Here is a 13226-nt window from a genome sequence, read left to right as displayed (position 1 = left end):
GTATCGTTCTTTTCGAAAATGAAGGCAATGCGCGGATGGTTAGTACCATCCCTAAGACACAGATCACCTTCATGGGCATGGAGCGAATCATTCCTACGTTGGACGATCTCGAAGTGATGGCAACATTGCTGCCGCGCTCAGCTACAGGACAAAAGCTCACGGTGTACATGTCTGTGATTTCCGGACCGCAGCGTGAGCAGGATGGCGATGGACCGGAAGAAATGCACGTCATTATCCTAGATAATGGACGTTCCTTGCAGCTTGGAGATCCTCAGTTCCAGGAATTGCTGAACTGCATTCGCTGTGGGGCATGCTTGAACGCATGTCCGGTTTATCGTCACATCGGCGGCCATGCTTACGGCGGTGTATATAGTGGCCCGATCGGCGCTGTGCTTACGCCGGCACTGAACAAAAACGTCGACCAATGGGACGACATCGCGAGTGCGTCAAGTCTGTGTGGTGCCTGTTATGAGGCATGCCCGGTGAAAATTCCGCTGCATGATATGCTTATTTATCTCCGCCAACGCAAAGTGGAGCGCGGGGCGACGGATTTTGTTGAAAAGATCGGTATGAAAGGCTTTAATTTCTTGATGTCGGACGCGAAGCGGGTTAAAGCGTTAATCAAAGTCGGCCGTATTGGGCAGAAATTGTTAGTTCGCGATGGTCATATCAAAGTGAAGATAGGTCCTTTAAAACCTTGGAATTCATATCGGTATGCGCCAAGCATGGCGAAAAAGACATTCCGTGAGTCATGGAAGGACATCGAGCAGGGATTAGAAGGTACCTTCCCTGAACTTGATTCCGTGATGAAAGCCCGCATGGAAAAGCTTGTGGCAGATCGCAAAGACGGCGGAGGAGGACATCATCATGGCTAAATCAGATGCAGCATTTCTCCAGAAGCTTCACCAAGAAGCCCTGAAGGACCAGGAAGCCTTCTTTGCTAATATTTCTAATCGGCTAGGCAGAGCTAAGCCTTTGCAAACAGCTCCTTCGCATAGCATGAAGGGGGCTCCTGAATTCTGGGAGCAGGTGGATCTCCCGCTCGAAGAGCGCATCCAGTTGTTTATGACGAACTGGCAGAAGGCTGGGGGCCACACGAAACGTCTGCAGAGTATGGCTGAAGCAGACGATTTCATTGCAAACTTCATCGTAGAGACACAAGCAAAGCACTTGATCATTCAGGATCAGCCTGAGCTAGAGACGTTGCGTATCGCACTTGCTGACACGGAAACCGAGATCACGGTGTGGAACGCGGAAGGTGCAGATCCTGCTGCCAAAGATGAGCTTGTCGCGAAAGCGGCTGGGGCGGACATCGGCATCGTGGCCGTAGAGCACGCAGTCGCGTACACAGGTTCATTAGTCGTAACTTCCGATGCGACGAGAGGCAGAAGTGTCAGCTTGCTGCCAACCACGTTCATCGCTATTATCCCGGTGGATCGTATAAAAACGAAGTTGGGCGAAGTGTTGCGCCCATTCGATGAACTTGCCGCCAAAGATAGACCGGCAGGCATTCATTTCATCTCGGGTCCGAGCCGCTCGGCCGACATCGAGAATGATTTGACCATTGGTGTACACGGACCCGGCATCGTATATGCACTTATCATTGAGTAACCAAAGAGCTGTGAGAGAATGAATTCTCTTGCGGCTCTTTTTTATTTATCAAGTGAGTATACCCTTGATTTGCATAGTTAACTGCGATTGCTGGATTGTGCGGTGGAGTGGTTGGAGTGTTTGAGGTGGTGGAAGTAGTGCAAATGGTGGAAGTGCTGGAAGTCTGGAATTGATAGAAGTTGTAGAATTAGTGAAAGTATGTACTTGATGGAAGTGTGAAAGTAATAGAAGTAGTGTGAGTGCTGGAAGTGGAGGGAATAGTGGAAATACTGGAAATATTGGAAGTAAGTTGGAGTGATTGAAGCGGTGAAAGTATGGAGTGTTTGAATAGTTTTAGTGATGAAAGTGGTAGAAGTAGTGGAACTGTTGAGAGGTAGAAGTGATGAAAGTGGTAGAAGTAGTGGGAGTGGTGGAAATAGTGTGAGTGCTGGAAGTAGAGGAAGTAGATGAAGTAGAAGAACAAGTTGGATGGGAAGTTGTACTCCGTACAACAATTTCCTTGATTTCTTCCTAGAAAGCTGAAGATGTTGTATGTTGTGCAACAATTTAGCCGTATTTCCTGCTATTTAGCTACTTTCTCGTGAAATTGTTGTATTTTTTACAACAATCGCTGGGATTACGCGGATTAGCTAGCAAAATGTTGTACAAAATACAACTCCACACGTATGAAGCCGTCGAATACAACAAATATTTAAACAAGTGTTGACCACCCCCAAGCGGCGGTGCTACAGCCACCCAGGATTCGCGTGCGTTGAGAATTATCTTAGGCGTTAACTTGACTTGTTTGCATCAACATGAAAACGCTCATCCATAGATTTCGTAAGCCTACACAACACTCAGCTTAAAATGTTGTCAACATTGTTCATGACGAAAAGGGATTTTGATTTGATTGAATATGTAAGCGCTTTTGCATTACGATAGGAACATGAAAGAGAAAAAGGGAGGTTATCCTAATGAGTGCAACTACTGCACACAAGCAAGCATCTTCCGGAGGATTCCGGGTGAAAGTACAAAGTTTCGGGCGTTTCTTGAGCGGTATGGTGATGCCTAATATAGGCGCATTTATCGCTTGGGGATTGATTACAGCATTATTTATTCCGACTGGTTGGATTCCAAATGAATATTTGGCTAAGCTCGTCGGCCCCATGATTACTTATCTGCTCCCAATTCTAATTGGTTATACGGGGGGTACGATGATACACGGTACACGCGGCGGCGTCATCGGCGCTGTAACCACGATGGGGGTTGTCATCGGAACGGATATCCCTATGTTTCTTGGGGCGATGATCGTAGGTCCGTTCGCCGCGTGGGTGCTCAAGAAGTTCGATAAATCGATTGAAGGTAAAATTAAATCCGGCTTCGAAATGCTCGTCAACAACTTCTCCTCAGGCATCATCGGCGCTATACTTGCCGTTCTTGCATACACAGTAGTTGGTCCAGCGGTTCAGGTCGTGAGTAAAGCTCTCGCTTCTGGTGTTCAAGCACTTGTGAATGCAGGTCTGCTGCCACTAGCGAACATTCTGATTGAACCAGGTAAAGTATTGTTCTTGAACAATGCGATTAATCACGGCGTGCTAAGTCCGATTGCTTTGGATCAAGCCTCCAAAACAGGCAAGTCGATCTTGTTCATGCTGGAGTCCAATCCGGGCCCAGGACTTGGTATCCTGCTCGCGTATTGGATGGTGGGACGCGGTGCAGCGAAGCTTTCGGCTCCTGGTTCTGCTATTATTCACTTCTTTGGTGGTATCCATGAAATTTACTTCCCGTACATTCTTATGAATCCACGTCTGATCCTGGCTGTTATCGCAGGTGGCGTAACAGGTACGTTCACGTTCTCCCTGTTCAATGCAGGTCTAGTTGCTCCACCGTCTCCAGGAAGTATTTTCGCTTACATTGCTATGGCTCCTAAAGGCGGTATGCTGCCGATTTTCACTGGAGTTATCACATCTACGATTGTCTCTTTTGCAGTCGGTGCCTTGTTGTTGAAAACGACGAAGCAATCCGAGAATGAAGAAGATTTGGAGCAAGCTACAGCGAAAATGAAAGAAATGAAACAAGCGCCCGCTGCTGCAGCAGCTGAAAAAGTCAGCGCCTCAACGTTGACTCCAGCGTCTGAGGTACACAAGATTGTGTTCTCCTGTGATGCTGGGATGGGTTCAAGCGCGATGGGAGCTTCCATTTTAAGAAAGAAAATGAAAGAAGCTGCTATCGATGTCATCGTGGTCAACACAGCCATTAGTGAGATTCCACTTGATGCAGATATCGTAATCACCCATAGATCATTAACCGATCGAGCACGTACTAAGGCTCCGGAGGCTGAACACATTTCCATCGAAAATTTCATGAAAAGCCCAGAATATGATGATCTCGTAAAACGATTAAGTTAAACCACCTTTCTAACGCTGGCTAATTGCCGGCGTTATCTCCATTTTGTTCGCGAGGAGAATAATCATGAGCCTGTCTAACAGGAATCGTCAAATCCTAGAGCTGTTAATGAATCGAACGGATGATATTACAGCAGGAGAAATCGCTGCCGAAATCAATGTAAGCACAAGAACGGTTCATAGGGAGCTGTCTGAGTTGGAGACGATTTTGGCAGCTTATGGATTAGCTTTGCAAAAAAAATCGGGGAAAGGAATCCACCTGCAAGCTGAACCAGAAAAACTTGAGGCGTTCCGACGCATGTTATATGGGATGGTGGACATTGAATTTTCTGCCGAGGATCGCAAAATTATGATTCTTTGCACCTTGCTGCAAGAAGATGAGCCAGTCAAACTGTTCACTTTGTCTCATGATTTGGGTGTAACAGTCCCAACCATCACGCACGATCTCGATGAGCTGGAAGGCTGGGTACAGAAGTCTGATCTAATCCTTGTACGTAAAAGAGGGTATGGTGTTGGTTTGAGCGGTTCCGAGGCGAATAAGCGCAGAGTGATTGCACAGCTTGCCAAAAATGGCCTCGACGAAGCTGATCTATTTGGGAAAAATGTGAATCCGCATTCGCCAGTTACACAAAGATTGTTGGAGCTTATTGGTAAAGAAAACTTTACGAAGGTGGAGACCGCTCTTTGGCTTGCAGAAGATGAAGGTTTAAGTGAACTATCCGAACAGGATTACACCAATCTGCTCATTCATATTTCAATAACGATCGCTAGAATTCAGCAGGGTAGACAGATCGAGCTACACACTGAACCGTACTCGCTTCGCCCAAATAAGCTGCTTACGCATACGATTGAGCAGTTATCTAAAGCCATTCCAATTGAATTAACAACACCAGAAATTTTCTATATAGCCGAATTACTGGAGCCCAAGTCACTCAAACATCCGAATCAGCTGCTTCCTATGGAAGAGATGAGCTATATGGAAATCGTATGGAAGCTCATTCGTAACATGGAGAGCAGTATCGCGGTCAGTTTCAGTGATGATCGTTCCTTACGAGAGGGACTGCTTAGCCATTTGGAGTCCGCTTTGAAGAGGCTTCAGGCAGGAACAACCATTCGCAATCCGCTTTTATCGCAAATCAAGAAAGATTATGAGGCTCTATTTGATGCTATACGGAGAACTGTTGATAAAACGATAACCGAAATTGCCGTGCCAGATGAAGAGATTGGCTTTCTGGTCATGCATTTCGGAGCTTCTATCGAGAGACAAAAGCAATTTAGGCGTAACGTAAAAGCGATTCTCGTATGTACAAGTGGGATCGGGACTTCCAAAATGTTGGCTGTAAGACTGACGAAAGAATTACCGCAAATTGATATCATCGGCCATGCTTCTTGGTTTGAAGCAGCGCGCATCCCTGAAAAGGAATACGATTTGATTATATCTACGGTAGACTTGCCTTTGGAGGAAGATCAGTATTTGAAGCTAAGCCCGTTGTTAACGAAGGAAGAAGCCGAGCGGCTTAGGCTATTTATTCAAAATGTAACGCTGCAAAAAGAAGCTGGAAAACGTGATGAAGCGCCTCAAGACGCTGATTCGACGGACAGATTGCATCGTATTCAACACTATGTAAACGAAATCGTAAGCATCATCGATCCATTCACGGTGTATCCCATCGAGCAAAGCTTTCACAGTCTGAGAGAAACTCTCGAGGTCATTTGTGGATATGTTAGACACTCGGGTATGATCGATAATGTGGAGCCAATTGTCAACCTGCTGCTAGAAAGAGAGCGATTAAGCAGTCAAGTTATCCCCGACACGGGCTTAGCCCTCTTTCACATTCGAAGCGAGCAGGTTAGGAAGCCATCTTTCAATTTGTTTCGATTAAAGGAAGACCTGCTGTTAGACCAAGGTATGGGGTCAGATGTAAAGCAGCTGCTGCTCATGCTTGGTCCGAAGGAGCTTTCCAAAGAAAGCCTGGAAGTGCTAAGTGAAATAAGTTCTTTTCTATTGATTCCTGAAATGATTGAACTGTTGAAATCGGGGACTCAGTCTGAGATCAAGCACTTTTTATCCCAGGAACTCGCTGCCTTTTTAGAAAATAAAAAATAAATCGGATATAGGGAGAGACAATCATGACGATCTTATCAACGAATAAAATTAAACTAAACGCGAAGCCAAAAGATAAATTCGAGGCTATTCGGATGGCAGGCCAACTGTTAGTAGAAGCAGGTCATGTGTCAGCTGCTTACATCGATAAAATGCTGGAACGAGAACAAACCTTATCCACATATATGGGAAATGGTCTGGCTATCCCGCATGGTACGCAGGATTCCAAATCACTGATATTATCGACAGGATTGTCGATTGTGCAAATTCCAGAGGGTGTGGATTTCGGCGAAGGCGAGAAAGCCAACTTAGTCATTGGTATTGCTGCCGCGGGTAATGATCACCTAGATATCTTAACGAATGTCGCGATGATCTGTTCCGAAGATGAGAACATGGAGCTGATCATGAAAGCGGCGACGCCGGAAGAAATGGTGAAAATTTTCGAAAGCGGGATGGAGTCATGAGGGCTATCCATTTTGGTGCAGGGAATATCGGCAGGGGGTTCATTGGTTTGATTTTGTCCCAAGCCGGTTATGAAGTGATCTTCTCCGATGTGAATGATAGCTTGGTTGAGTTATTGCAGGAGAGGAAGTCCTACACCGTACGCTTAGCTAATGAGGATCAAGAAACGTTCACGGTTTCAAATGTTACAGCAATTAACGGTAAGAATTTAGAAGATGTAGCTAGAGCCGTTGCTGAAGCCGATCTGGTTACAACAGCAGTGGGCGTAAACATTTTGAAACATATTGCGGCTGGCATCGCCAAAGGGATTGAAATGCGGATCGAACGCGGCGCGGCGCCACTGCACATCATTGCATGTGAGAATGCAATTGGAGGAAGCACGCAGCTCAAAGAACACGTACACTCTCATCTTAGCGATGATCTGCGCGATAAAGTTGACGCAAGCATAGCGTTTCCCGATGCTGCTGTTGATCGGATTGTTCCCATCCAACATAATGAAGACCCGCTGCAAGTGACGGTCGAGCCTTTCTACGAATGGGTCGTTGACGAGTCCCAAATGCTGGAGGGGTTTCACCGTATTGAGGGAATCCATTATGTGAAACATTTGGAGCCGTACATTGAGCGCAAGCTGTTTACTGTCAATACAGGGCACTGCAGCGCTGCGTATCTTGGATATTTACATGGCTTTACGACGATTCAAGATGCGATGGCGAATTCACAAATTGCCTCGCTAGTGCGTCATGTGATGCATGAGACCGGCGCGCTGCTTATCAAAAAGCACGGCTTCAATCTAGCTCAGCATGATCATTATATCGATAAAATATTGTACAGATTCATTAATCCCTATTTGATCGACGAGGTTACGCGGGTAGGAAGATCGCCGATTCGTAAGTTATCCAGCAATGATCGTCTTGTTCGTCCCGCTTTGCAGGCTTATGAGCTTGGAATGAAACCGACCTATTTAGCGATGGCGATGGCCGCTGCCTTTTTATTTAAGGATCAGGATGATCCTGAAGCCGCCCAGATTCAAGCTGATTTGCGAAAGCTCGGAGTAGCCCAAACGATTACGAAGTATACGACCATCGGTGAAGATCACCTGATCCATGAGATGATTAAAACGCAATATGAACAATTACAGCAATCAGATCGATCTTGAGAAAGGGGAGTTCCCTATTGGCTAAAATGATGACAAAACGACTAACCGGCATCGCTGCTTCCCCCGGCATTGCTATAGCGAAAGCTTTTCGGCCCAACAACGATCATTACGAACCTGCCCGTGAGAAGGTGGCAGACGTTCTTATAGAAGTAGAACGTTTTCGCAAAGCTGTCGAGGAAGCGAAACAAGAGTTAGAAGAGATTAAAGATTTGACTGAAGAGCGCATGGGTGCAGCAAAAGCTGAAATTTTTGAAGCACATCTAATGCTTCTGGAAGATCCGGATTATATCGATGCCATTATAGAGGGCATTGAAAGTGAAGGCTTGAATGCTGAATTTAAGCTGCATGAAGTTGCAAGCAGCTTCATCGAAGTCCTTAGCTCTATGGATAACGAGATGCTCCGGGAACGCGCCAGTGATGTGCGTGACGTCACTGGACGGATCATGAGCCGGCTTCGCGGTGTTTCCTATGCGGCGATTGCGGCCATCAACGAGCCGTGCATTTTGATAGTGGAAGATTTGACGCCGTCCGATACCGCACAGTTAAATCTCGATTATGTGCTCGGCTTTGTAACGGAGATCGGAAGCCGTACTTCGCACTCGGCGATCATGGCTCGCTCGCTTGAGGTGCCAGCTATCGTTGGAGCAGGAGCTTCTGCAGCGGAAATCAAAACGGGCACAATGATTATTATGGATGCCGTTGAGGGCGCCGTACTTATCGCTCCAAGCGATGAAGAGATGGAGACCTACAAAGCTCGTAAAGCAGCATACGATCAGCGAAGAATCGAACTGCGCAAGCTGTTGGATCAACCTACGATCTCAGCAGACGGGCACCGCGTAGAATTAGCTGCCAACATTGGCAGTGTGGAAGATTTACAGAAGGTGTTAGCTAACGGGGCGGAAGGCATCGGTTTGTTTCGGACGGAATTTCTTTATATGGGGCGCAGCTCTCTGCCTAGTGAAGAAGAGCAGTTCCAGGTTTATAAGCATGTGTTGGAACGAATGGACAATAAGCCCGTCGTTATACGTACACTCGATATAGGCGGAGATAAAGAGCTCCCGTACATGAAGCTTCCTGTTGAAAGTAATCCATTCCTTGGCTTGCGTGCGATACGTCTATGTCTGAGCAAGCAGGATCTGTTTCGTACACAGCTAAGGGCGTTACTGAGAGCAAGCAGCTATGGACAATTGAAGATCATGTTCCCGATGATTGCCGTAGTGGATGAGCTGCTGGCTGCCAAACAATTACTTCAAGAAGAGAAAGAGAAGCTCATTCAAGAAGGCATTGCCGTTTCCTCTACTATAGAGGTCGGAATTATGATTGAAGTGCCGGCTGCAGCGCTAGCAGCGGATTTCTTGGCGAAAGAGGCCGATTTCTTCAGTATTGGGACGAATGATCTTATCCAATACACAATGGCTGCTGATCGGATGAATGAGACCGTTTCTTACTTATACCAACCTTGCCATCCAGCCATTTTACGATTAATTCAAATGGTTATTCAGGCAGCTGTAAAAGAAGGGAAATGGGTTGGCATGTGCGGAGAAATGGCCGGTGACGAAACGGCCATACCGATTCTTCTCGGCATGGGACTCCATGAATTTAGCATGAGTGCCAGCTCTATTTTGCCATCGAGAGCGTTAATTAAACAAACTTCACATAGGGAGTGGGCAGGCTACACGGAGCAGATTTTATCAATGAGCAGTCAGACCCAAATTAAACAATTCGTAGAACAGAAAACAAGGAGTGACTTGAAATGATATCCCAAACATTTACTGTCCTAAATCCATCCGGCTTTCATGCCCGTCCGACGAAAGTATTCGTTCAGAAGGTTGGCACGTTTCCTTGCAAAGTGAATGTGATCAAAGGCGATAAGAAGGTCAATGGCAAGAGCTCGCTTAGTATGCTCACACTTGGCATTCAACAAAATGACGAAGTAACTTTGGAAGTGGACGGCGAGCAAGAGGAGCAGGCAATCAAAGAGCTAGGGGCATTGCTTACTCACATCTTCGAAGAATAAGCGAGTGGCAAAACCCAATCCATTTCGATTTAAAAAGCCAGCAAGTTAGTGCCGATACTCAGGGGCACTTAACTGCTGGCTTGTTTGATTAGTTACGAACGTACCATTCACCGGACACCCAGTCGGTTGTTTTCCAACGCAGCACATCGGGAGTAGCAAGATGGGCAATTTCTTTGAGGAACTCGAGCTGTTCCAGCTCAGTCATTGGCTTGAAGCTCTTAGCAATGGCTAGATTTTGTTCCAGCTGGGCCATGGATTCCATGCCGACAATCGCCGTAGATATCGGCAGAGAGAACGTATATCGGAGTGCTTTCTCGTACCAAGGAGCCAGCTTACCGAGCGCCATGACTTTCATGCCAATGACAGCGACACCTTTCTCGTTGGCTCTAGGCAAAAACTCATGTGCGAAGCTGTAGATCAGATGATCCGCTGCTGATAAAGCAACAAGAGCGCTGTTGAAGGGGAATCGTTCAATCGCTTCCAACTGTACTCTTGGATTCGTATGACCGCTGATCGAGATATGCTTGATTATCCCTTGTTCCTTCGCCTCAAGAAGCGCTTCTAGTGCTCCGCCCTTGGCGAAGCACTGATCAAGCTCCTCCATGGTCATGATATTATGCAATCGCCATTCTTCGACGTGATCTGTTTGCAGTCTCTTCAGACTTGCTTCCAGCAGCTTCATGGAACCGTCTCTTGTTCGATCATGCGTTTTGGTAGCAATCCATACCTCATTCCTTCGTCCATCGTGTGCTAATGCTTTACCAAGTCGTTCCTCGGATTGCCCATTCGAGTAGCTTGGTGCTGTATCGAAATAGGTGATTCCTTCGTCAATCGCACGATTCACAATTTGAATCGCTTCTTCTTCTGTACACTGGTGTTCGTCGACAATGCGCTGAGCGCCAAAGCTCAGTATAGGAAATTGCTGCCCGGTCGAACCAAACGAACGTTTCTCCACATGACTCACTCCTCGTATGTATGATGGCTAATTTCATTCTTTCCTATCGTTTCCAAAAGGGATACCAGATCATACCAAATTTAATAATGAAAGATGTTTTCTTCACACTGATATCGGTTCAAGCAGGAATTTGCTCTCCTCAAGTATAAAATAAGTAAGAGAAAGACGCTAGGATTCGTCAATTTGCTTGCTTTATTCACAAAGAACATGACTTTAGACCTAGTTTTCGACAAAAAGTGATTGTATACTATAAGAAAACTAATTATAGGTTGATAACCAAGGCATTAGACATTGTCGAGCAAGCCGATCTCCGTTTTTTTTCTAAACTGGGGGAAGAACAGGAATCGTTGGCAAGCATATTGAGATCATTAGGAAGTGTGACAACTTAAGAAAATTAGATCATTGGAAGAGGTGCCTTGAATATGGAGAAGTCATCACTAATCGGAATTGTTTTAGCTTTTATATCCATTGGTGTGGGTATGGTATTGAAAGGGGCAAGCCTGGTAGCACTGCTGAATCCTGCAGCTGCCTTAATTATTTTCGGGGGTACAGCATCGGCCTTATTTATCGCTTTTTCAATGGCAGAAATGAAAAAGATTCCGACCTTAATGAAAATTATTTTCACCGAACAGAAATTAATGCCTAAAAAAGAGCTGATCGAGACATTCATCGATTGGGTATCCATCACACGCCGTGAAGGCTTACTTTCCTTGGAGAAGCAGGCAGAAGAGCTGTCAGACCCTTTTATGAAAAGCGGCATGCGCCTTATTATTGATGGAAACGACGCAGACTTTGTCCGTGATGTATTGCTCGAAGATATTGCGGAAATGGAAACAAGACATAAGAAATATGCAAGCATTTTTACGCAAGCTGGTACATATGCACCGACACTCGGCGTACTTGGCGCCGTTGTTGGACTGATCGCTGCTCTTGGTAATTTGAGTGAAGTAGATAAACTAGGTCATCTGATTTCAGCAGCATTCGTTGCCACGATGTTCGGGATTTTCCTTGGTTACGTTATTTTTCACCCATTCGCAAATAAGCTGAAGCAGAAGTCTAAGAAAGAAGTTGAAATTAAGCTTATGATCGTAGAAGGGCTGCTCTCCATTCAATCCGGTGTATCTGCCAATTCCGTGAAGCAAAAAATGATGATCTTCGTTGCCAACAGTGAACGTGCGTCGTATGACGAAGACTCGAAGGAGGCCGCTCCACAGTGAGTAAAAAGAAGAAGCATGAGGATCATGAAGAACATATTGATGAAACCTGGCTCATTCCCTATGCGGATTTGCTTACCTTGCTTCTAGCCCTCTTTATTATCCTGTTTGCTTCTAGTCAGGTGGATTCTAAGAAATACGATTCGATTATGCGGTCCCTGAACAATGCCTTCACGGGGGGAGAAGCCCCCTTCGCGATGTCGAATATGGTTCCAATAAATGATGCGGGAAATTCTACGAAAAACAATAATAAGAGCCAGAATCCGCCACCGAAGCAAGATAGTAAAACCGACAGTCAACTGGCTGCCAAGCTGCAGAAGGAAGAGAAGGATCTCAAAGAGTTAAAGCAAAGCATGGATGCTTACATTAAAGAAAACAACATGAGTGAGCAGCTATCGACGAAGCTGGATAATGAGAAGCTGACCATTACGATCAGCGACCGTGCGCTGTTTGATTCAGGGTCGGCTACAATTAAACAAGAATCACAGAAGCTGGCTGTTTCGATGTCTAATTTACTGGGCAGTTATCCAGGCTATGAGGTTCAAGTAGCAGGTCATACGGATAATATCCCGATTCGCCGAGCGGACTTTGAAACGAACTGGGATTTAAGCGCTAAGCGTGCGGTCAATTTTATGAAAATACTTCTGAATAACAGTAAAATTGTGCCTGCTTCCTACTCGTCGGTCGGATTCGGTGAATACCGTCCGATTGCAGAAAATGATACAACAGAAGGCAGAGCGAAGAACCGCCGTGTTGAAGTGAGCATCTTGCGTAACATTAAAGCGACGGATGAGATTGCGAAATAGGAGTTATTACATAAGAAGTATGAAAGAAGATAGGCTATGAGTCGCAGACTCTGGCCTTTTTTTGTTGTATGGGGATTTAAGGAAAATATGTTCAGGGCTGCACTGTATAAGCGCGTTTTTCGCGTTTAACACGCAGGATGGTCAGCTGAGAAGTCGATTTCCGACCACTCAGACATAATGGCGAGCTTCGGCTAGCGGAACTCTCGCTGAAAGCGCGTTTTTCGCGCTTATTTGCGCACAAAAATTGTGCGCAAGGACGTCAGATCCGTCGCSACCGGACGCTAGCGCACAAAAATTGTGCGCAAGGACGTCAGATCCGYCGCGACCGGACGCTAGCGCACAAAAATTGTGCGCAAGGACGTCAGATCTGTCGCSACCGGACGCTAGGAGTCTGTCCGACGAATTGAGTTTTGCAGGTCACTGCCTGGCGACAGATTTATGTCATTTCCAAATTAAGTAATTTTTCATATCGACCAGATTTATGTCATTTCCAAATTAAGTAATTTTTCATATCGAC

At 45.9% G+C, this 13226-nt stretch carries 11 protein-coding genes; 10 read left to right on the top strand and 1 reads right to left on the bottom strand.

Annotated features, from left to right (window positions below):
- From ASG93_RS25935 to ASG93_RS25900, 8 genes are all read left to right on the top strand, one after another.
- On the top strand, positions 1–875 hold an 875-nt coding region (locus ASG93_RS25935), incomplete at its 5' end, for an LUD domain-containing protein (protein ID WP_156411044.1).
- Positions 868–1611, top strand: coding sequence for a LutC/YkgG family protein (locus ASG93_RS25930; RefSeq protein WP_056836739.1), 744 nt, complete (start codon positions 868–870; stop codon positions 1609–1611). The genes ASG93_RS25935 and ASG93_RS25930, both read left to right, overlap by 8 nt.
- 953 nt (positions 1612–2564) lie before the next feature.
- Complete coding sequence (locus ASG93_RS25925) at positions 2565–3998, top strand: PTS mannitol transporter subunit IICB (protein WP_056836738.1); 1434 nt, start codon at positions 2565–2567, stop codon at positions 3996–3998.
- 64 nt (positions 3999–4062) lie between these two features.
- Positions 4063–6102: a BglG family transcription antiterminator gene (locus ASG93_RS25920; protein WP_056836736.1), complete on the top strand. Its 2040-nt coding sequence runs from the start codon at positions 4063–4065 to the stop codon at positions 6100–6102.
- 23 nt (positions 6103–6125) lie between these two features.
- Complete coding sequence (locus ASG93_RS25915; RefSeq protein ID WP_056836733.1) at positions 6126–6563, top strand: PTS sugar transporter subunit IIA; 438 nt, start codon at positions 6126–6128, stop codon at positions 6561–6563.
- Positions 6560–7717: a mannitol-1-phosphate 5-dehydrogenase gene (locus ASG93_RS25910; protein WP_056836731.1), complete on the top strand. Its 1158-nt coding sequence runs from the start codon at positions 6560–6562 to the stop codon at positions 7715–7717. The genes ASG93_RS25915 and ASG93_RS25910 overlap by 4 nt, the downstream gene beginning before the upstream one ends.
- Positions 7718–7746: 29 nt before the next feature.
- The gene (gene ptsP / locus ASG93_RS25905) at positions 7747–9474 is read left to right on the top strand and encodes a phosphoenolpyruvate--protein phosphotransferase (RefSeq protein WP_056836741.1); all 1728 of its coding nucleotides are present in this window, start codon (positions 7747–7749) and stop codon (positions 9472–9474) included.
- Positions 9471–9734 (top strand): HPr family phosphocarrier protein, encoded by a 264-nt coding sequence (locus ASG93_RS25900; protein WP_029199314.1) that lies wholly within the window; start codon positions 9471–9473, stop codon positions 9732–9734. Before ptsP ends, ASG93_RS25900 begins: the two co-directional genes overlap by 4 nt.
- Positions 9735–9822: 88 nt before the next feature.
- On the opposite strand, the gene ASG93_RS25895 is transcribed toward ASG93_RS25900, so the two are convergent.
- On the bottom strand, positions 9823–10689 hold the full coding sequence (locus ASG93_RS25895) for an aldo/keto reductase (RefSeq protein ID WP_056836729.1): 867 nt from the start codon (positions 10687–10689) through the stop codon (positions 9823–9825).
- Positions 10690–11111: 422 nt separating this feature from the next.
- On the opposite strand from ASG93_RS25895, the gene motA reads away from it, so the two are divergent.
- Together motA and motB are read left to right on the top strand one after the other, a co-directional pair.
- Positions 11112–11906 (top strand): flagellar motor stator protein MotA, encoded by a 795-nt coding sequence (gene motA / locus ASG93_RS25890; RefSeq protein WP_056836728.1) that lies wholly within the window; start codon positions 11112–11114, stop codon positions 11904–11906.
- Positions 11903–12709 carry a flagellar motor protein MotB gene (gene motB, locus ASG93_RS25885; protein ID WP_056836725.1) on the top strand — a complete coding sequence of 269 codons (807 nt, stop codon included), beginning with the start codon at positions 11903–11905 and terminating at the stop codon, positions 12707–12709. Before motA ends, motB begins: the two co-directional genes overlap by 4 nt.
- Positions 12710–13226 lie beyond the last annotated feature (517 nt).

The organism is Paenibacillus sp. Soil787 (assembly GCF_001429545.1).
GTDB lineage: Bacteria > Bacillota > Bacilli > Paenibacillales > NBRC-103111 > Paenibacillus_E.
Note: the sequence above shows the minus strand (reverse complement) of the source record. Positions and strands in the feature narration are given on the sequence as shown.

Bases quoted from the DNA above. Each gene is read 5' to 3' on its own strand.
- ASG93_RS25930 (WP_056836739.1), top strand. From the start codon at position 868: ATGGCTAAATCAGATGCAGCATTTCTCCAGAAGCTTCACCAAGAAGCC.
- ASG93_RS25925 (WP_056836738.1), top strand. From the start codon at position 2,565: ATGAGTGCAACTACTGCACACAAGCAAGCATCTTCCGGAGGATTCCGG.
- ASG93_RS25920 (WP_056836736.1), top strand. From the start codon at position 4,063: ATGAGCCTGTCTAACAGGAATCGTCAAATCCTAGAGCTGTTAATGAAT.
- ASG93_RS25915 (WP_056836733.1), top strand. From the start codon at position 6,126: ATGACGATCTTATCAACGAATAAAATTAAACTAAACGCGAAGCCAAAA.
- ASG93_RS25910 (WP_056836731.1), top strand. From the start codon at position 6,560: ATGAGGGCTATCCATTTTGGTGCAGGGAATATCGGCAGGGGGTTCATT.
- ptsP (WP_056836741.1), top strand. From the start codon at position 7,747: ATGACAAAACGACTAACCGGCATCGCTGCTTCCCCCGGCATTGCTATA.
- ASG93_RS25900 (WP_029199314.1), top strand. From the start codon at position 9,471: ATGATATCCCAAACATTTACTGTCCTAAATCCATCCGGCTTTCATGCC.
- motA (WP_056836728.1), top strand. From the start codon at position 11,112: ATGGAGAAGTCATCACTAATCGGAATTGTTTTAGCTTTTATATCCATT.